At 65.0% G+C, this 18,513-nt stretch carries 17 protein-coding genes; 11 read left to right on the top strand and 6 right to left on the bottom strand.

The genetic code is table 11. From position 1 onward, the window contains the following. Positions 1–17 precede the first annotated feature (17 nt). Positions 18–2,894 carry an EAL domain-containing protein gene (locus ABIC03_RS28830; RefSeq protein ID WP_275172242.1) on the top strand — a complete coding sequence of 959 codons (2,877 nt, stop codon included), beginning with the start codon at positions 18–20 and terminating at the stop codon, positions 2,892–2,894. 12 nt (positions 2,895–2,906) lie between these two features. On the opposite strand, the gene ABIC03_RS28825 is transcribed toward ABIC03_RS28830, so the two are convergent. After that, positions 2,907–3,176 carry a DUF7662 domain-containing protein gene (locus tag ABIC03_RS28825; RefSeq protein ID WP_018454627.1) on the bottom strand — a complete coding sequence of 90 codons (270 nt, stop codon included), beginning with the start codon at positions 3,174–3,176 and terminating at the stop codon, positions 2,907–2,909. Between the two features lie 144 nt (positions 3,177–3,320). Here ABIC03_RS28825 and ABIC03_RS28820 point away from each other — a divergent pair, with 144 nt between their 5' ends. Beyond that, on the top strand, positions 3,321–4,817 hold the full coding sequence (locus ABIC03_RS28820) for a diguanylate cyclase (protein WP_354063061.1): 1,497 nt from the start codon (positions 3,321–3,323) through the stop codon (positions 4,815–4,817). A 196-nt stretch (positions 4,818–5,013) separates the two neighbouring features. Here ABIC03_RS28820 and ABIC03_RS28815 read toward each other — a convergent pair whose 3' ends face one another. After that, the gene (locus tag ABIC03_RS28815) at positions 5,014–5,889 is read right to left on the bottom strand and encodes a UTP--glucose-1-phosphate uridylyltransferase (RefSeq protein WP_007599884.1); all 876 of its coding nucleotides are present in this window, start codon (positions 5,887–5,889) and stop codon (positions 5,014–5,016) included. Between the two features lie 203 nt (positions 5,890–6,092). Here ABIC03_RS28815 and ABIC03_RS28810 point away from each other — a divergent pair, with 203 nt between their 5' ends. Together ABIC03_RS28810 and ABIC03_RS28805 are read left to right on the top strand one after the other, a co-directional pair. Then, positions 6,093–7,490, top strand: coding sequence for a lytic murein transglycosylase (locus ABIC03_RS28810; RefSeq protein WP_354063059.1), 1,398 nt, complete (start codon positions 6,093–6,095; stop codon positions 7,488–7,490). 203 nt (positions 7,491–7,693) lie between these two features. Then, complete coding sequence (locus tag ABIC03_RS28805; protein WP_354063057.1) at positions 7,694–9,388, top strand: SGNH/GDSL hydrolase family protein; 1,695 nt, start codon at positions 7,694–7,696, stop codon at positions 9,386–9,388. Between the two features lie 165 nt (positions 9,389–9,553). On the opposite strand, the gene ABIC03_RS28800 is transcribed toward ABIC03_RS28805, so the two are convergent. Further along, positions 9,554–9,928 carry a CsbD family protein gene (locus tag ABIC03_RS28800; RefSeq protein WP_027515488.1) on the bottom strand — a complete coding sequence of 125 codons (375 nt, stop codon included), beginning with the start codon at positions 9,926–9,928 and terminating at the stop codon, positions 9,554–9,556. Between the two features lie 73 nt (positions 9,929–10,001). After that, a complete protein-coding gene (locus tag ABIC03_RS28795; protein ID WP_354063055.1) occupies positions 10,002–10,739 on the bottom strand; it encodes an SDR family NAD(P)-dependent oxidoreductase in 738 nt (245 codons plus the stop codon). Positions 10,740–10,837: 98 nt separating this feature from the next. Between ABIC03_RS28795 and ABIC03_RS28790 the strand changes: the two genes are divergently transcribed. Together ABIC03_RS28790 and ABIC03_RS28785 are read left to right on the top strand one after the other, a co-directional pair. Beyond that, entirely contained in the window at positions 10,838–11,617 is a 780-nt protein-coding gene (locus ABIC03_RS28790; protein WP_354063053.1) for an SDR family NAD(P)-dependent oxidoreductase, read from the top strand. 139 nt (positions 11,618–11,756) lie between these two features. Beyond that, positions 11,757–12,644 (top strand): TauD/TfdA dioxygenase family protein, encoded by an 888-nt coding sequence (locus ABIC03_RS28785; RefSeq protein ID WP_027570245.1) that lies wholly within the window; start codon positions 11,757–11,759, stop codon positions 12,642–12,644. 154 nt (positions 12,645–12,798) lie between these two features. Here the strand turns inward: ABIC03_RS28785 and ABIC03_RS28780 are convergent, their stop codons facing one another. Beyond that, positions 12,799–13,443, bottom strand: coding sequence for a YqgE/AlgH family protein (locus tag ABIC03_RS28780; protein WP_275172249.1), 645 nt, complete (start codon positions 13,441–13,443; stop codon positions 12,799–12,801). A gap of 142 nt (positions 13,444–13,585) precedes the next feature. Between ABIC03_RS28780 and ABIC03_RS28775 the strand changes: the two genes are divergently transcribed. From ABIC03_RS28775 to ABIC03_RS28755, 5 genes are all read left to right on the top strand, one after another. After that, complete coding sequence (locus ABIC03_RS28775) at positions 13,586–14,425, top strand: protein-disulfide reductase DsbD domain-containing protein (protein ID WP_354063050.1); 840 nt, start codon at positions 13,586–13,588, stop codon at positions 14,423–14,425. A gap of 246 nt (positions 14,426–14,671) precedes the next feature. Continuing rightward, a complete protein-coding gene (locus ABIC03_RS28770; protein ID WP_354063048.1) occupies positions 14,672–16,039 on the top strand; it encodes an oligosaccharide flippase family protein in 1,368 nt (455 codons plus the stop codon). A gap of 17 nt (positions 16,040–16,056) precedes the next feature. Then, positions 16,057–16,329 (top strand): hypothetical protein, encoded by a 273-nt coding sequence (locus ABIC03_RS28765; RefSeq protein WP_354063046.1) that lies wholly within the window; start codon positions 16,057–16,059, stop codon positions 16,327–16,329. After that, on the top strand, positions 16,326–16,640 hold the full coding sequence (locus ABIC03_RS28760) for a type II toxin-antitoxin system RelE/ParE family toxin (RefSeq protein ID WP_354063044.1): 315 nt from the start codon (positions 16,326–16,328) through the stop codon (positions 16,638–16,640). Before ABIC03_RS28765 ends, ABIC03_RS28760 begins: the two co-directional genes overlap by 4 nt. A 214-nt stretch (positions 16,641–16,854) precedes the next feature. Further along, positions 16,855–17,679, top strand: coding sequence for a sulfite exporter TauE/SafE family protein (locus ABIC03_RS28755; protein ID WP_354063042.1), 825 nt, complete (start codon positions 16,855–16,857; stop codon positions 17,677–17,679). 45 nt (positions 17,680–17,724) lie between these two features. Here ABIC03_RS28755 and ABIC03_RS28750 read toward each other — a convergent pair whose 3' ends face one another. Then, the gene (locus ABIC03_RS28750) at positions 17,725–18,513 is read right to left on the bottom strand and encodes a 3-hydroxybutyrate dehydrogenase (RefSeq protein WP_354063040.1); all 789 of its coding nucleotides are present in this window, start codon (positions 18,511–18,513) and stop codon (positions 17,725–17,727) included.

The raw sequence follows: 18,513 nt of genomic DNA, 5'->3' as shown, positions 1-18,513 counted from the left end.
AACGCGGAGAACTGACCTTGCGTCTGATCAGGTGCCTCGCGCCCATAGCGCTGGGCCTCATGATTCTCGTCTGCGCGTTCCCGGCGCGCGCGCTCGACGCTGTCAGCGTCCGCGGTGACGCGCCCGCGATCGACCTCACCGGCGTGCTCGAGCATCAGCGCAGCGACGCCGACCGCATCCAGGTCTCCACCGCGCCCGGCACCGACGGCATCGTCCGACGCATCGAGGTGCGCGCCCGCGAAGGCGGCCAGAACTGGGTGGTGTTCGCGCTCGCCAACAACACCGACGACCAGCTCGACCGCCTGATCGTCGCCCCGCATTACCGCATCGTTTCCTCGGGGCTGCTCTGGCCCGACCTCGGGCTGTCGCGCATCGCGACCATCACGCCCTCGACCGGCGACCGGCCGGAGCGGCAGGAGAGCCCGACCGCCGACGTCTTCCGCATCACCCTCGATCCCGGCGCCGTCGTCACCTTCGTCGCGGAGCTGCGCACCGACAAGCTGCCGCAGCTCTATCTGTGGGAGCCGGAATCCTACAAGGACAAGGTCAACTCGTTCACGCTGTACCAGGGCATCGTGATCGGCATCTCCGGCTTGCTGGCGCTGGTGCTGACCATCCTGTTCGTGGTCAAGGGCAGCATCATGTTCCCGGCCGCCGCGGCGCTGGCCTGGGCGGTGCTGGTCTATATCGGCGTCGATTTCGGCTTCTGGGGCAAGGTGCTCGACATGTCGAACAACGCCGAGCGCATCTGGCGCGCGGCGGGTGAGGCGATCCTGGCGGCGACGCTGCTGGTGTTCCTGTTCGCCTATCTCAATCTCAGTCGATGGCACGTGCGCTATTCCCACATCACGGTGGGCTGGCTCGCGTTCCTGGGTTCTCTCGTTGCGCTGGCCCTGTTCGACCCCGCGGTGGCCTCCGGCATCGCGCGCATCTCGCTGGTGCTGATTGCCTTCGCCGGCTTCGCGCTGATCGTCTATCTCTCCACCCACGGCTTCGACCGCGCGGTGCTGCTGATCCCGACCTGGTTCCTGCTGGTGGTCTGGGTGGTCGCGGCCGGCATGACGGTCGCAGGCTCCGTCACCAACGACATCGTCGGCCCCGCCCTGCTCGGCGGCCTCGTGCTGATCGTGATGCTGATCGGCTTCACGGTGATGCAGCATGCGTTCGCCGGCGGCGGCGCCACCACCGGCGTCGTCTCCGACATCGAGCGCCGCGCGCTGGCGCTGGCCGGGTCCGGCGATTTGATCTGGGACTGGGACGTTTCCGCCGACAAGGTCTTCACCAGTCCCGAGACCGAGGCCCTGCTCGGCCTCAAGCGCGGCACGCTGGAAGGCCCGGCCGCCTCCTGGCTCGAAGTGCTGCACCCGCTCGACCAGGACCGTTTCCGCGCCGCGCTCGACAGCGTGCTCGACCAGCGCCGCGGCCGCCTGGTGCAGGATTTCCGCCTGCGCACGCCGGACGGTCACTTCATGTGGTTCGCGCTGAAGGCGCGCCCGGTGGTCGGCTCCGACGGCGAGGTCTCGCGCGTGGTCGGCACCCTCACCGACGTCACCGAGCTGCGCAACGCCGAGGAGCGCCTGCTGCACGATTCCGTGCATGACAATCTCACCGGCCTGCCCAACCGCAAGCTGTTCATGGACCGGCTCGGCGCCGTCGCGCATTTCGCCAAGACCATGCCGACGCTGCGGCCGACGCTGATGGTGATCGACCTCGACCGCTTCAAGCAGGTCAACGATTCCGTCGGCATCGCGGTCGGCGATTCCATCCTGCTGACCTTGGCCCGCCGCCTCACCCGCATCCTGAAGCCGCAGGATACGCTGGCGCGGCTCGCCGGCGACCAGTTCGGCCTGATCCTGCTCTCGGAGCAGGATCCCGCCCGCATCACCGCCTTCGCCGAGACCATCCGCAAGACCATCCGCGCGCCGATCGCCTTCAACGAACGCGAGATCTTTCTCACGGCATCGATCGGTCTCGCCTTGTCCGATCCGCAAGTTCAGCTCACGGACGAGATCATCAAGGACGCCGAGCTTGCGATGTATCACTCCAAGCGCATCGGCGGCGACCGCATCGACGTTTACAAGTCCGCGATGCGCGCGCGAAAAACCGACCGGCTGACGCTGGAGAGCGAACTGCGCCGCGCCATCGAGCGGCAGGAGCTCACGATCCTGTACCAGCCGATCGTGCGGCTCGAAGACCGTTCGGTCGCCGGCTTCGAGGCGCTGGTGCGGTGGGATCATCCCAAGCTGGGACGCATGGCGCCGTCGGAATTCATCACCATCGCGGAAGAGACCGGCCTGATCATCGACCTCGGCATGTTCGTGCTCGACCAGACCGCCAAGCAGCTCTCGATCTGGCAGCGCGCGATGCGCTCGCGCGAGCCGATCTTCGCATCGGTCAACGTCTCCTCGCGGCAATTGCTGCGCCACGACCTGATCCACGACATCCGCACCGTGCTGTCGCGCTCCTCGGTCGCGCGCGGCACGCTGAAGCTTGAGCTGACGGAATCGCTGGTGATGGAGAATCCGGAGCACGCGGCGCAGATGCTGACGCGGATCCGCGAGCTCGGCACCGGGCTGTCGCTCGACGATTTCGGCACCGGCCATTCGTCGCTGGCCTATCTGCAGCGCTTCCCGTTCGACACCATCAAGATCGACCAGTCCTTCGTGCGCACCACCAACCGCGGCACCCGCCCGGTGATCCTGAAGTCCATCATCGCGCTCGCGCACGACCTCGGCATGGACGTGGTTGCCGAAGGTGCCGAGACCGATTCCGACGCGGTCGAGCTCTACCAGATGGGCTGCGAATACGCGCAAGGATTTGCCTTCGGCGAACCCATGGACGCCGACGCCGCGATGCGCCTGCTCACGGAAGTCCGCCTGGAAGCGGCGAGCTAACTTCCCCTCGCCTCACCCAGGCCTGCGCCGGTCGCTCTTCAGCTTCGTGAACCGCACGCTCGCACCGTCCGGCATCCGCATCGCCTTGAAACCCGCGGCGAGGCAGGCTTCGCGCTGCGGCATCTGGATGTCCGGGCTGCGCAGGCTGTCCCACCATGAGGCACGATTGGCCGCGCGCGGCAGGGCCGCGCCGATGATCTCTTCGATCTGTTCATAGGTCAGCACGAATTCCGCCTGCTTCTGCCGCATCAGATAATCGCGCAACGCGTCGTAGTCGTTCACCGCCCGTCCTCTTCGCTGTCGAAGGCCCGCTTTGCCCAAAACCGTGAGCCGCGGAAACCAATTTTTAACTCATTCCGGCAGCGCCGTCCCGGCTTAAACACTGCTCAAGCTTTCGGGCGCATTCACTGGTGTCGGGAGCAAACGATGTTGTCTCGATGGCGCGACGTCACGGCCCGCCGGCCATGGCGGCTTTCGGCGAAGCTGCTGATCATCTCGTCCGTGGTGACGGTGATCGGCTTTTCCGCCATTTGCGTCAACGTCATGCTGGACATGCGCCGCGGCGAGGAGGCGCTCGCCCGCCAGACGCTGGAAAACCTGGCGACGACCATCGAGTCCGACGTCAGCCGCAACATCGAGATCTACGATCTGGCCCTCAAGGCGGTCGCCAGCAACATGCTGCTGCCGGAAATCGCCACGGTCTCGAAGCCGATCCGTCACCTCATCCTGTTCGACCATGCGACCACGGCGAGGCATTTCGGCGCGATCCAGGTGTTCGACGCCGAGGGCCGGCTGACCATCGACGCCTCGACGCTCGATCCCCTTGTCGAGAACCGGAGCGACGAGGATTACTTCAAGGCCCATCGCGACAATCCGCAAGCCGGGCTCTTCATCAGCCGGCCCATGCTGTTCCGCGGCGCCTATTCGATCGTGTTGAGCCGGCGCATCAGCGACACCGACGGCGGCTTCCTCGGCGTCGTCGCCGGATCGATCCGCTTCAGTTATTTCCACGAATTGTTCGAGCGGCTGAGTCTCGATCCGGACGACACCATCACCGTGCTCAAGCGCGACCGTACCGTCATGATGCGGCGGCCGTTTGATCTCGACGTGATCGGCACGAATCTGGCCGCCCGGCCGGTCTGGAAGGCCGAAAATCTGAAGATCGGCGGCGCATTCGCCGGACAGGGGCCGATCGACGGCACGCCGCGGCTCTATGTCCGCAGCAGTGGGACCAGCCCGCTATTCGTGGTGGCCGGCAAGCCCCTGAACGCCGTGTTCGAGCTCTGGCAGAGGGAAGCCTACCGCATCGGCGCCGTGGTCCTGGCGCTCAGCCTGTTCATGCTGGCATCGACGCTGGTGCTCGCGCGCGAGATCGGCCGGCGCGCCGAGGCCGAGCGCAAGCTCGAGGAGATGGCGACGACCGACGCGCTCACCGGCCTGAAGAACCGCCGCAAGTTCGACCAGGTGATCGACGTCGAATGGCGCCGCGCGATGCGGCAGCAGACGCCGATCGCGCTCTTGATGATCGATGCTGATCACTTCAAGGCCTACAACGACACGTTCGGCCACCAGGCCGGCGATCAGGTGCTGGTCGGCATCGCCATCTGCATTTCCGACTCGGTGAGCCGCGCCGGCGACTGCGCCGCGCGCTATGGCGGCGAGGAATTCGCCGTGCTGCTGCCGGGCACCTCGGTCACGGACGCCCTCGATGTCGCCGAGAAGATCCGCACCAAGGTGCAGGGATGGTCCGACGACCACACGAGCTCGACGGTGTCCTGCGGCATCGCGAGCCTCGTTCCCACCACCGGCATGGACTGGCCGCTGCTGGTCGCCGCCGCCGACAAGGCGCTCTACGCAGCAAAAGCCGGCGGCCGCAACCAGTCGGTGGTCGCGAGCTTGCCGAAGCTGTCGCTGGTGGCTTAAGTCTCGGCATTGGAACGGTGTCGCTCGCCACAACTTCAGTGTCGTCCCGGCGAAGGCCGGGACCCATACCGCGAGGTCTATCGATCGCAAACCGATAGAAGTACCGAACGACGAGTCTTCGCCAAACTGCTCCCTGGGGGTATGGGTCCCGGCCCCTCGTGCGCAATTGCGCACTAGGCCGGGACGACTGCGACCACTACTGCCCCAGATACTTCTTCATCTCCGCGATCAGCCCGTCACGCAACTCGGGACGCTTCAGGCCGTAGGCGATGTTGGCGCGGAGGAAGCCGGGCTTGGAGCCGCAATCGTGGCGCTCGCCTTCGAACTCGACGCCGTAGAACTTTTGCGATCTGGCGAGGCCGATCATGGCGTCGGTGAGCTGGATCTCGCCGCCGGCGCCGCGCTCCTGGGTCTCCAGGATCTTGAAGATCTCCGGCTGCAGGATGTAGCGGCCGGTGATCGAAAGGTTGGAGGGCGCGGTGCCCTTGGCCGGCTTCTCGACCATGCCGTCGACCTCGAACATCTTGCCGGTGCGTTTGCCGACGCCGCAGATGCCGTATTGATGGGTCAGATGGTCGGGCACCGGCTCGACCGCGATGACGTTGGATTTTTCGCCGAGCTTGCTGGCGGTGTCGATCATCTGCTTCAGGCAGCCGGGCGAATTGAGCACGAGTTCGTCGGGCAGCACGACCGCGAACGGTTCGTTGCCGACGATGTCGCGCGCGCACCAGACCGCGTGGCCGAGGCCGAGCGGCGCCTGCTGGCGGGTGAAGCTGACGGCGCCGGCTTCGGGTTGGTTCTGCGCCAGAACGTCCTGCTCGGTCTTCTTGCCGCGCGCGGCCAGCGTCGCATCGAGCTCGAACATCCGGTCGAAATGATCTTCGATGACACTTTTGTTGCGGCCGGTGACGAAGATGAAGTGCTCGATGCCGGCTTCCCTGGCCTCGTCATAGACGTACTGGATCAGCGGCTTGTCGACGATCGTCAGCATTTCCTTCGGCATCGCCTTGGTGGCGGGCAGGACGCGGGTGCCGAGGCCGGCAACGGGAAATACGGCTTTGCGGATTTTCATGGGATTGATCGAATACCTGAGGAACACGTGAAGGGAGCAATGGCATCTTGCTAGCTTGTTTGCAGCCGCCAACAAAGGCGGATGTGGGGCCTCATCCTCACAGAGTTAAGAAAAAGGCCACCATCAAAATTTCACCTTTGTTAAGCTGTTGGCAACCGTAACCAGGCCTCCTGAGGGCGGATTTTGGCCGGACAGGTGTGGACATGATGCAATCAAGGGCAGGGCTGGCAAAACGGGGCGGGTCCGTGACCGGTGCGACGATGATTGCGGCCGCCCTGCTGTTCCCGCTTCCCGCCGGCGCGCAGGCTCAGAACGGTCTGTCCAATCTGTTCGGCGGTATTTTCTCCGGCCCGAACCCGGCGCCTTCGCAAGCAGCGCCCGGGCCCAGCGGCGCTCAAACGGGAGTTCAACCCTGGACCGGTGAGGACGGCGCCTCCGGCCATCCGCTGATGACAGCCGCCGCGATCCGGGAGGCCGCGGGTAACTTCAACAATTGCGTCGCAGGCATGTGGCCCGATGCCGCACGGCGCAACATCACGCAGGAAAATTTCCAGCGCTTCACGGCTGGGCTCGCGCCCGATCTGCGCATCATGGACCTGATGGACTCGCAGCCGGAGTTCACCAAGTCGATCTGGGATTATCTCGACATCCTCGTGAACGACAACCGCCTCGCCAAAGGCCGTGAGGTTCTGGCCAAATACAAGGCGCAGTTCGACGCCACCGAAAAAGCCACCAGCGTCGACCGCTACATCATCGCCTCGATCTGGGGCATCGAGTCCAACTACTCGACGCAGATGGGCGACCGCAGCGTGCTGCAATCGACCGCGACGCTCGCCTGCGTCGGGCGCCGCCAGGCTTACTTCAAGGACGAATTCCTCTCCGCGCTGGAGATCGTCAACCGCGGCGACCTCAGGCCCGAACAGTTGCGCGGCTCCTGGGCCGGCGCCTTCGGCCCGACCCAGTTCATGCCGACCGCGTTCAAGCGCTTTGCCGTGGACGGCGACGGCGACGGCCGGCGCGACGTCGTCGACAATCCCTCCGACCTGATTGCGTCGACCGCCAACAATCTGAAGAAGGACGGCTGGCAGACCGGCCAGACCTGGGGCTACGAGGTCGTGGTGCCCCAAGGCTTCAACTACATGCTAGCCGACCGCGCCAAGGCGATGACGGTGGCGCAGTGGGAGAAGCTCGGCCTCAAGCGCCCGGCCAACCAGCCCTTCCCGCATCCGGCCGAGAAGGCCTATTTGCTGGCGCCGGCCGGCGCACAGGGACCGGGCTTCCTGATGCTGCAGAACTTCCGGGTCATCATGAAGTACAATCCGGCCGAGGCCTATGCGCTGGCGATCGGCCATTTCGCCGATCGCCTCCGCGGCGGCCAGCCCTTCGTGCAGCCCTGGCCGCGGCAGGAACGGGAGCTGTCCCGGACCGAGCGGCTGGAACTGCAGCAGCTGCTGGCACAGCGCGGCTTCTACAAGGGCACCCCCGACGGCCAGTTCGGCGGCCAGACCCGGGAAGCCCTGCGCAATTTCCAGGCCTCGATCGGGGTCCCCGCGGATGGATTTGCCTCCTCCGACGCGCTGGACCGGCTGCGCGGGCGGTAAAATCGCGCCGAAAGTAACCCTGAACAGGGATTTTGGCCGGCAGCCTTGACCGTGGCGGCGGTTCACCGTGTATGGGCCAATAATCTTGGGCCAAGGATCCCAGTATCTGAAGAGAATCTGAAAAGAGAATCTGCCCGTTTGGCGCCCGATTCCGTTATTATGTTCGAGCCTGTCCCGATCCCCGTTGCACGTGCCGAGATCGCATGTCGAAGAAGTCCTTTTTCAAGGTGCTGACCGAGACCGGCCCGCTGATCGCGCTGGGGACGGCGCTTGCGATTCTGGTCTCGATCGCAGGACCCGCCTCGGCGCAGTTCTTCAACTTCCCCGGCTTCGGCGGCCCGCCGCAGCGCGCGGCTCCGCCGCCGCCGCGGAACGGCGGAGGTGGAGGTGGAGGCGGCGGATGGTTCGGCGGCGACTTCTTCGCGCCGTTCCAGCAGCAACAGCCGCAAGCACCGCGTCAGGACTTTTCGCGCGCGCCGGCGCCGGCCAAGCGCGACACCATTCCCGACAGGAACGTGCTGGTGATCGGCGACGCCATGGCCGACTGGCTCGCCTACGGCCTGGAGGACGCCTACACCGAGCAGCCCGACATGGGCGTGATCCGCAAGCACAAGACCACGTCCGGCCTGATCAAGTACCAGCCCAAGGGCGAGCCCTCGGACTGGACCGCTGCTGCGAAGGGCATCCTCGAGACCGAGAAGCCCGACGTGATCGTGGTGATGCTCGGCCTCAACGACCGCATCGCGATCCGCGAGGCGGCGGCGCCCGATAAATCGGACAAGGCGACGGACAAGGACAAGAAGAACGACAAGGGCGCGCGCGGCAAACCACCGGTCAAGCCCGGCGATGCCAAGCCCGGCGACACCGCCGCGAAGCCGGACGACAAGCCGGCCGATGCCGACCTGCCGCAGGACGATGCCGACAACGCTGACGCACCGGCGGTCGCAGCGCCCGAGAAGACCGCACGCAACCCGAACGGCCTCTACGAATTCCGCGACGAGCGCTGGGTCGAACTCTACGGCAAGAAGATCGAGGAGCTCGCCAACGTCCTCAAGTCCAAGGGCGTGCCGGTGCTCTGGGTCGGCCTGCCCGCGATCCGCGGTCCCAAGGGCACCGCGGACATGCTGTTCCTGGATTCGCTCTATCGCGAAGGCGCGGCCAAGGCCGGCATCACCTATGTCGACGTCTGGGATGGCTTTGTCGACGAGGCCGGCCGCTTCCTGCAGAAGGGCCCGGACTTCGAAGGCCAGATCCGTCAGCTCCGCAGCGGTGACGGCGTCTATTTCACAAAACCCGGCGCGCGCAAGCTCGCCCACTATGTCGAACGCGAGATCACCCGCCTGCTCGCCGGGCGCTCCGGCCCGATCGCGCTGCCGAGCGAACCGGCGACCCCCGACACCAGTGCCGAACCCGGCAAGCCCGCGCCGCGGCCGCTGGCCGGCCCGATCGTGCCACTGGTTGCGGCCTCGATCTCGACCGATCAATTGCTGGGTGGGCCGGGCTCACGTCCTGCCGCCGTCGATGCGCTCGCTGCGAAGACGATGGTGAAGGGCGAGCCTTTGGCTGCGCCCGCCGGCCGCGCCGACGATTATGCCTGGCCGCGCCGCGAAGTCGGCCGCGAGCAGGCCAAGGGCGATACGCCGGTCGCCACGACGACACCCGATGGTGGTACGCCGGGTGCGGCCGCAGCGATCGCCCCGCCAAAGCTTGCGCCGAAGAAGCCACCGGCGCCGCAGCAACCGGCACAGGCAGCGCCATCGATGCGCGATTTCTTCGGCTTTGGCTCGCCGCCGCCCCCGCCGCGTCAATTGGCGCCGGCGCCGCGCAATCCGAATCCCAACCCTGCGATCCCGCGGCCGCCTGGCAACGTCGGGCGATCGGCGGAAGTGTTCCGGTAATTTTCTCAGCTGAGGTCTCGTGTCCCGGACACGCTGCAGCGTGAAAGCTGCGCAGAGCCGGGACCCAGCGTGTCCGACAGCCGCAAAAAGAATGGGCCCCGGCTCAGCAACGCGGCGTTACACGCCGCACTGCGTCCGGAGCCCGATGTATATCGCGCGTTGGCTTTAGCCGTAATAGCGCCAGCGCGGCGGCGGGCGGCGCGAAGGCCGCGCCATCAGCAGCGCGAGCGCGAAGCCGATGCCGCCGGCGACCAGCAGCGCACCCATCGGGTTGTCCTGCACCTTCTGGGCAATCGCCTGCGAACCGTCGCGCAAGGTTTCGGCCGGCTTGTCATAGGCGTCCTTGGCATAGCTGGCCGCGGTGTCCGTGGCGTCACGTACCGCATCCTTAGCCTGGCCGTAGAGATTCTGCACGGTGCCGGCGGCTTCGCGTGCCTTGCCGGACGCCTGTGTCTGCGTATCGCTGGCCATATCTCCGATAGCGCCTTCCGCGCGTCCGGCGAATTCCTTGGCCGATCCGACAATCCGATCTTTATCCATGATGCTCCTCCTCGGGGGTCAGCCCAAGTAACCGATCAGGAGCGGCGCAGTTCCATCTGACTTGAAATTGGACTCAGAGAATGAGCCCGCCGTCGACGACCAATGTCTGGCCGATGATGTAGGACGACAGCGGCGATGCCAGGAACAGCGCAGCGCCCGCCATGTCAGCCGGGGTGCCCAATCGCCGCAGCGGAATGCGTGAAAGTGCACCTTCGAGCCGCTTGGGATTGTCGGTCGTCACCTTGGTCATCTTGGTGTCGACCAGACCGGGCGCGATGCCGTTGACGCGGATGCCATCCTCGGCCCAAGCCTCGCCCAGCGTCCGTGTCAATCCGACCGCGCCGGTCTTCGACGCGTTGTAAGCGGGATTGCCCATGGTGGAATGATAGGCCGCGGTCGAGGACACCATGATCAGCGATCCCTGCGAGTCCCGCAGCATGGAATGAAAGCGCGTGGCGCAGGCCATCAGGCTCATCAGGTTGACCTCGACGACCTTGCGAAAGCCGGCCATCTCGAACTCGCCGCGGCGATAGAGCACCGCGCCCTGCGCGAGCACCAGGATATCGAGCCGATCGAACGACGGCTTGAACGCTTCGACCGCTCCGGCATTGCCGACGTCGAGTTGCGCGTAGGAGAGACCGGTGAGATCCGAGCCTTCCTCTTGCGAATATTCCTTCGCGTGAGCACGCGTGCCGCAAACCGCAACTTGCGCGCCCCTGACGCGAAAGGCTTGCGCGATACCGTTGCCGATGCCGCTGGATCCGCCGACAACCAGCACCTGCTTGCCTGAGAAATCGAGCTCGTTCGTCATCGCTGGCCTCCCCGATTGTCTTGCTTGTTTGACCTGTCTGCGGATCGATGACAGCCTTGTCAATCACAACAAGAACAAGCATGGCACAGGGAAACAGCATGTCCGATTTCAAACAGCTCAGCCGGTCCGTGAAGGGCCTGACTGTTCTCGTCACCGGCGCCGCCAGCGGCATGGGACGCGCGACGGCACGCGTGTTCGCCACTGAGGGCGCCAACGTTGCCGTCACCGACTATGACGAGCAGGGTGCGCTGGCCGTGGAGAAGGAGATCGCGGCAAGCGGCGGAGGAGCGAAAGCCTGGAAGCTCGATGTTGCCGACGGCGGCGAGATCAAGCGCGTGGTCGGCGACGTCGCTGCGCATTTCGGCGGGCTCGACATCATCGTCAACAATGCCGGCATCTCCGTCCGCATCGCGATCGACGACGAGGCCTATGAGGACGCCTGGGCTAGGGGTATCGCGGTGATGCTGACGGCGCATCCGCGCATCATCCGCGCCGCGCTGCCTCACTTGCGCAAGTCGAACAGCCCCCGCATCGTTAACATCGCCTCGACCGAGGCGCTCGGCGCCACCGCATTGCACAGCCCCTATTCGGCGGCGAAGGGCGGCGTCGCCAGCCTCACCCGCTCGCTCGCGGTGGAGCTCGGCCGCGAAGGCATCACCGTCAACTGCATCTGCCCGGGGCCGATCCGCACCGCCATCACCGACCGGATCTCGGAAGAGCACAAGACCATCTACGCCAGACGCCGCACCGCGCTGGGCCGCTACGGCGATCCCGAGGAGGTCGCGCACATGACGCTGAGCCTGTGCCTGCCGGCAGCGTCCTTCCTCACCGGCGCGGTCATCCCCGTCGACGGCGGCCTGATGGCGCGCAACGCGTGAGAGCCGTAGCCCGGATTGCGCTTCGCTCCATCCGGGCTACGGGCAGCCATGCGCACCGAGCGTTGACATCGCCTGTTACGGGAGTAACTTTTTCACCGACAGAGCGGGACCAACCGCTCGCGGTTCCGGGAGAAACGTCATGACGATCGCCATCCGGCAGCTTCACAAACATTTTGTCGGCGAGGTCTCTGGCCTCGACCTGCGACAACCTCTCACCGAGGCCGAGGCGCGCGAGATCGAAGCCGCCATGGACAAATATGCGGTGCTGGTGTTCCACGACCAGGACATCACCGACGAACAGCAGATGGCCTTTGCGCTGAATTTCGGCCAGCGCGAGGACGCGCGCGGCGGCACCGTGACAAAGGAAAAAGACTACCGGCTCCAATCGGGCCTGAACGACGTCTCCAATCTCGGCAAGGACGGCAAGCCGCTGGCAAAGGACAGTCGCGCGCACCTGTTCAACCTCGGCAACTGTCTGTGGCATTCCGACAGCTCGTTCCGTCCCATCCCGGCAAAATTCTCGCTGCTGTCCGCCCGCGTGCTCAACCCGAAGGGCGGCAACACCGAATTCGCCGACATGCGCGCGGCCTATGACGCGCTCGACGACGAGACCAAGGCGGAGATCGAGGACCTCGTCTGCGAGCACTCGCTGATGTATTCGCGGGGATCGCTCGGCTTCACCGAATACACCGACGACGAGAAGCAGATGTTCAAGCCGGTGCTGCAACGCCTCGTGCGCACCCACCCCGTCCATCGCCGCAAGTCGCTCTATCTCTCATCGCATGCCGGCAAGATCGTCGGCATGAGCGTCCCGGAGGGCCGGCTGCTGCTGCGCGATCTCAACGAGCACGCGACACAAAGCGAGTTCGTCTACGTCCACAAATGGACGCTGCATGATCTCGTGATGTGGGACAACCGCCAGACCATGCACCGCGTCCGCCGCTACGACCAGTCGCAGCCCCGCGATATGCGCCGCGCGACGGTGGCGGGCACGGAGCCGACGGTGCAGCAGCAGGCGGCGGAGTAGGCGCTACTCAGCAATCGGTGTCATCGCCCGGCTTGACCGGGCGATCCAGTATTCCGAGACAGTTGTGATAGAGCCGATACGCTCCGGCGTACTGGATGCCCCGGTCAAGCCGGGGCATGACAGCGGAGGGTGATACACGACAGCGAGAATGGCGCTACGCGTGCCCGGCCTCGTTCGAGAGCATGCCGGGATCGATGCCGATCTTGCGCAGCGCGCGTCCGTATTTTTCGTCGACGTCATCGCCGAAGATCAAATCCGAATCCGCGTCGCAATGCAGCCAGCCATTGCTCTGGATTTCGGTCTCGAGCTGGCCCGGCGCCCAGCCGGCATAGCCTAGCGCGAGGATGGCGTGCTTGGGGCCGGAGCCGTTGGCGATCGCGCGCAGGATGTCGACGGTCGCGGTGAGGCAGACGCCGTCGTCAATGCGGAGCGTCGCGTTTTCGATGTAGAAATCGCTGGAATGCAGCACGAAGCCGCGGCCGGTATCGACCGGACCGCCGCGCAGCACCTTCATGCTTTCGGCATTCTCCGGCAGCTTGATGTGCTCGCCCTTGTTGATGATGCCGAGCTGCTGCAACAGCTCCGGGAAATCGATGCTGCCGGCCGGGTGGTTGACGATGATGCCCATCGCACCTTCGGCGGAGTGGGCGCAGAGATAAATCACCGAACGCTCGAAGCGCTCGTCGCCCATTACCGGCATGGCGATCAACAACTGGCCGTCCAGGTAGCCCGCCGAACTGGGCAGCGCGGGGCCGGGCTTGCGGGTGCCTTCGCCTGTCCTCTTGCCTGTGGGAGCCATCGGTGAAGCACTCCGGTTTCAATTCCTATCCTGATGTCGGGCCGGCCGGCTGTCAAATCAAGGCTTTCAGGGACTTGATTCAAGTGCGTCCATCACAAGCAATTCAATGGTTTGCCGCGGGGCGACCCTGTAAAGACGTACCATGCTGACAAGAGTTCCCCTGCGTGCGGCAATTGGCGTCGCGACAACCCTGCTCGCGTCTTCGCTGGCGCTTGCAGCCCATGCCGACGATTCATCACCGTGGCAGCGCGACGGACATTCCGCGGTGCGGTTGCTTGCGGGATCGCGCAGCGGCGCCGTCCTGCTCGGCGGTATCGCCTTCCAGATCCAGCCCGGCTGGAAAACCTATTGGCGCATGCCGGGCGATTCCGGCGTTCCGCCGCGCTTCGATTTCTCGAAATCCGACAATGTCGAAGCGGTGACGGTGATGTGGCCGGCACCGCAAAAATTCGACGACGGCGCGGGCGGCCATTCGATCGGCTATCACGACCAGATCGTGCTGCCCTTGCGTATCATCGCCAAGGCGGCCGACAAGCCGGTGACGCTGCGCGCCGAGATCAATTATGCGGTGTGCGAAAAGCTGTGCATCCCCGTCGAGGCCCGCGCCGAGCTTGGCTTCAACAGCGTCGCCTCGACCGAGGACGCCAATCTGCGTGCCGCGCTCGACACCGTGCCGAAGCCTGCCACCATCGGCGATCCCAACCCGCTCACCATCCGCGACGTCAAGCGTGACGGGCCCAAGAATGTCGTGGTCGACGTGGTCGCGCCGGATGCGCGCACCGTCAATCTGTACGTGGAAGGCCCGACGCCCGATTGGGCGTTGCCCATCCCGGCACCGGTCGAGCCCAGCCCACCGGGCGTGAAGCGATTTTCTTTCGAACTCGACGGACTGCCGCCCGGCGCCAAACCCGACGGCGCAGCGCTGAAGTTCACGCTGGTCGGACCGGAGAAGTCGTACGAGTTCAACACCAATCTGGAGTAGTTGTCGTCCTGGCGAACGCCAGGACCCATTACCCCAGGGAGTAGTTTGGCGAAAATTCCTAGTATGGAACTGCTACCCGATCCCTCCCGATAGATCACGCGGTATGGGTCCTGGCTTTCGCCAGGACGACGTTTGGGGTTGCAACACACTCCACCCAACCGAATCTTAACGAATGGTTGCTAATCCCCAAGGCTAGCGCAGAAGCCTGCCGCGGCATGCGCGTGCGCGCCTTGGGGACCCTTCGAATTGGCCGTGATGGATGCAGAACCCGCAACGACCGGACCTGCCGGCCTCATCGCGCGGCTGCGCGAGAAATTGACGGGCGGGTCGAGCGAGGCATCGCTGACGCGGCGGCTGGCCGGCACCATCTTCGTCATCCGCGTGATCAGCGCGGGCCTTGCCTATTTCTCGCAGGTACTGCTCGCGCGCTGGATGGGGACGTCGGACTACGGCGTCTATGTCTATGTCTGGACTTGGGTGCTGCTGCTCGGCAGCATGATGGATTTTGGCATCTCGGCCTCCGCGCAAAAGATCATTCCGGAATACCGCGCCCGTGGCGAGCATGCGCTGTTGCGCGGCTTTCTCTCGGGCAGCCGCAGGCTGACCTTTGCCGTTTCCGCACTGGTGTCGCTGGGCCTCGCCGGTCTCGTCAAACTATTGTCGCCCTGGATCGATCCGGCCGAAGAGCTGCCGCTCTATATTGGCTGCATGACGCTGCCCGCCTTCGTCGTCGCCAATACCCAGGACGGTATCGCGCGCTCGCATGACTGGATGCAGCTCGGCCTGATGCCGCAATTCATCATCCGCCAGGCGCTGATCATCGGCATCACGGCCTGCGCCTTCCTGCTCGGCTATCATCTCGGCGCGGTCGCCGCGATGATCGCGAGCGCCGGCGCGGTGTGGATCGCGATGACCGGGCAGATGGTGGTGCTGAACCGCAAGCTCGCCGGTCACATCGAGGCGGGCCCCAAGGCCTACGACATCGGCGGTTGGCTCGCCGTGTCGCTGCCGATCCTGCTAGTCGAAAGCTTCTACCTGCTGCTGTCCTACACCGACGTGCTGGTGCTGCAGCAATTCCGTCCCTCCGACGAGGTCGGGGTCTATTTCGCCGTGGTGAAGACGCTGGCGCTGGTCTCGTTCATCCACTACGCGATGTCGGCGACAACAGCGCATCGTTTTGCCGAGTACAACGCAAGCGGCGACAAGGCGCGGCTGTCGGCTTACGTGGCGCATGCCATCAGCTGGACGTTCTGGCCGTCGCTGGCGGCGACCATCGTGCTGCTTGCGCTCGGCAAGCCGCTGCTCTGGCTGTTCGGGCCGCAATTCGTGGTCGGCTACGATATCATGTTCGTTGCCGCCATCGGCCTCGTGGTGCGCTCCGCGATCGGCCCGGTCGAACGGCTGCTCAACATGCTCGGGCAGCAGAAGATCTGCGCGCTGGCCTATGCGCTGGCCTTTGCGATGAACTTGGTGCTCTGCATCGCGTTGGTGCCGCGCTTCGGCGGCCACGGCGCTGCGGCCGCGACCTCGATCTCGCTCAGTTTCGAGACGGTGCTGCTGTTCTGGATCGTGCGACAGCGGCTCGGCCTGCACGTGCTGGCGTTCGGACGCTAGCCATCGGCTCAAGGCGATTGGAAAGCCATCCGCCGCCTGATATAGTCGGATCCATGGCTGCAAGCGATCTACGAAACCTTCTGGAACGTGCCCAGACCTGGCCTGAAGAGGCCCAGAAGGAGTTGGTTGCCATTGCCAGCGAAATCGAGAGTGAGCTGCTCGGCGGCGAGTATCTTGCGACGCAAGAGGAATTGCGGAGCATCGACGCGGCCTTGGCGTCGATAGATCGCGGCGAGGTCGCTGCGGATGCCGAGGTTGCGGAGGCCTTCGCGAAATTTGCGCGCGGATGAAGGTCGTCTGGACGCGAGAGGCGCTTGCTGATCTCGCGGACATCGCGACATACTATGCCAGCAACGCCAGCCCTGTGATCGCGGGAGCTGTCGGCCAGAGATTTGTTGACGTCGTGGAGCGCGTCCGTAGCGCGCCTTTCTCGGCGCCACGCGTTGCGCACCGTTCCGAGGTTCGTGTCGCAGCGGTCGTCCGCTACCCATTCCGGATATTTTACCGTGTCCGTGGCGACGTAATCCATATCGTCCACATCCGCCACACGTCGCGGCGACCGGTCGCGGGGCTGAATGAGCCCGGTAGGCACTATGCCTAGAGCGTTATCGGTTCTGATTGATCAGAACCGAAGCTCTGGATGACGTCTAACCGACTGTCCATTTCGCAAGAGAGCGATGAACTGGAGAAAACACCTCCACTTCGGCCCCCTGCAGGAGGATTTTTCTTATTCGCTCCAATCGGTTGCGCCGCAGGGAAAGTTTATTCTACGTCATATTGCCCACCTGACGAGATAAACCTAAGATTCCCTGGACATGATCGATCCTCTCTACGTCGCCTCCGGTTTCGGCGTCGGCCTGCTGGTCGGGATGACCGGCGTCGGCGGCGGTTCGCTGATGACGCCGCTGCTGATCCTGCTGTTCGGGATCCATCCATCGACCGCGGTCGGCACCGACCTGCTCTATGCCGCCGCCACCAAGACCGGCGGCAGCGTGGTGCATGGCTGGTCGCGCAGCGTGCACTGGCCGGCGGTGCTGCGGCTCGCCTGCGGCAGTCTTCCGGCGAGTGCGCTGACGCTGCTGGTGCTGTGGAAGCTCGACCTCAAGAGCGATTCCGAGCGCAATCTCGTCAACCTCGTGCTCTGCTTCGCACTGCTGCTGACTGCGACCTCGCTGATCTTCCGCAGATCGATCATGGAGCACTATCGCCGGCGCCTGGAGCAGGTCGATGACCGCACCACGGCGATCGCGACGGTCGTTACCGGAATCGTGCTCGGCGTGCTGGTCTCGATTTCATCGGTCGGCGCCGGAGCGGTTGGCGTCACCGTTCTGCTGCTGCTCTATCCGCGCCTGCCGATGGCGACCATCGTCGGCTCCGACATCGCCCATGCCGTCCCGCTAACCCTGATCGCCGGAATGGGGCACTGGGCGCTTGGCGACGTGGATTGGGGATTGATGGGCGTGCTGCTGTTGGGCTCGCTGCCCGGCATCGTCGTCGGCAGCTTTAGCGCGACGCGCGTGCCCGAGACAGTGCTGCGCCTGACGCTTGCCAGCGTGCTGTTCGTGGTCGCCGGCAAGATCATGTTCGCGGAACTGCACCTGTCCTCGGCATTCGAGACGGCGCTGGCGTGGACGCACTGAACGAAATGGCGGAGCTCGGCTCCGCCATTCGCCGGCGGCCGCGCTCTACTCCGCGGTCCAGCCGCCGTCGATCGAGAGGTTGGTGCCGGTGATCTGCGCCGCATCGTCGCCGCACAGGAACAGCGCGAGGGCTGCGACCTGCTCGGAGGTGACGAACTCCTTGGTCGGCTGCGCGTCGAGCAGCACGTCGTTGACGACCTGCTCGCGCGTGAGATTGCGCGCCTTCATGGTGTCGGGGATCTGCTTCTCCACCAGCGGCGTCCAGACATAGCCGGGGCTGATGCAGTTGCAGGTGATCTTGTGGGTCGCGACCTCCAGCGCCACGGTCTTGGTCAGGCCGGCGATGCCATGCTTGGCCGACACATAGGCCGACTTGAAGGGCGAGGCGACCAGCGAGTGCGCGGAAGCGGTATTGATGATGCGGCCCCAGCCCTTCTTCTTCATGCCGGGGACGGCGGCGCGAATGGCATGGAAGGCCGAGGACAGGTTGATCGCGATGATCTGGTCCCATTTCTCCGGCGGGAATTCCTCGATCGGCGAGACGAACTGGATGCCGGCATTGTTGACGAGGATGTCGACCGAACCAAAACTCTTCTCGCCGAGCGCGATCATCCCGGCGATCTCGGCCGGCTTGGTCATGTCAGCCGGCGAATAGACCGCCTTCACGCCGAAATCGGACTCGATCTTGGCGCGCTCCTTCTCGATGTCCTCCGGCGAGCCGAAGCCGTTGATGACGACATTGGCACCGGCGGCGGCGAAGGCGCGCGCATAGGCGAGCCCGATGCCGCTGGTCGACCCGGTCACGACGGCGTTCTTGCCTGACAGACTACCCAT

Source organism: Bradyrhizobium sp. RT6a (genome assembly GCF_040547675.1).
GTDB lineage: Bacteria > Pseudomonadota > Alphaproteobacteria > Rhizobiales > Xanthobacteraceae > Bradyrhizobium.
Note: the sequence above shows the minus strand (reverse complement) of the source record. Positions and strands in the feature narration are given on the sequence as shown.

Bases quoted from the DNA above. Each gene is read 5' to 3' on its own strand.
- ABIC03_RS28750 (WP_354063040.1), bottom strand. From the start codon at position 18,513: ATGGGTAGTCTGTCAGGCAAGAACGCCGTCGTGACCGGGTCGACCAGC.
- ABIC03_RS28760 (WP_354063044.1), top strand. From the start codon at position 16,326: ATGAAGGTCGTCTGGACGCGAGAGGCGCTTGCTGATCTCGCGGACATC.
- ABIC03_RS28800 (WP_027515488.1), bottom strand. From the start codon at position 9,928: ATGGATAAAGATCGGATTGTCGGATCGGCCAAGGAATTCGCCGGACGC.
- ABIC03_RS28785 (WP_027570245.1), top strand. From the start codon at position 11,757: ATGACGATCGCCATCCGGCAGCTTCACAAACATTTTGTCGGCGAGGTC.
- ABIC03_RS28815 (WP_007599884.1), bottom strand. From the start codon at position 5,889: ATGAAAATCCGCAAAGCCGTATTTCCCGTTGCCGGCCTCGGCACCCGC.
- ABIC03_RS28810 (WP_354063059.1), top strand. From the start codon at position 6,093: ATGATGCAATCAAGGGCAGGGCTGGCAAAACGGGGCGGGTCCGTGACC.
- ABIC03_RS28790 (WP_354063053.1), top strand. From the start codon at position 10,838: ATGTCCGATTTCAAACAGCTCAGCCGGTCCGTGAAGGGCCTGACTGTT.
- ABIC03_RS28820 (WP_354063061.1), top strand. From the start codon at position 3,321: ATGTTGTCTCGATGGCGCGACGTCACGGCCCGCCGGCCATGGCGGCTT.
- ABIC03_RS28780 (WP_275172249.1), bottom strand. From the start codon at position 13,443: ATGGCTCCCACAGGCAAGAGGACAGGCGAAGGCACCCGCAAGCCCGGC.
- ABIC03_RS28805 (WP_354063057.1), top strand. From the start codon at position 7,694: ATGTCGAAGAAGTCCTTTTTCAAGGTGCTGACCGAGACCGGCCCGCTG.
- ABIC03_RS28795 (WP_354063055.1), bottom strand. From the start codon at position 10,739: ATGACGAACGAGCTCGATTTCTCAGGCAAGCAGGTGCTGGTTGTCGGC.
- ABIC03_RS28755 (WP_354063042.1), top strand. From the start codon at position 16,855: ATGATCGATCCTCTCTACGTCGCCTCCGGTTTCGGCGTCGGCCTGCTG.
- ABIC03_RS28775 (WP_354063050.1), top strand. From the start codon at position 13,586: ATGCTGACAAGAGTTCCCCTGCGTGCGGCAATTGGCGTCGCGACAACC.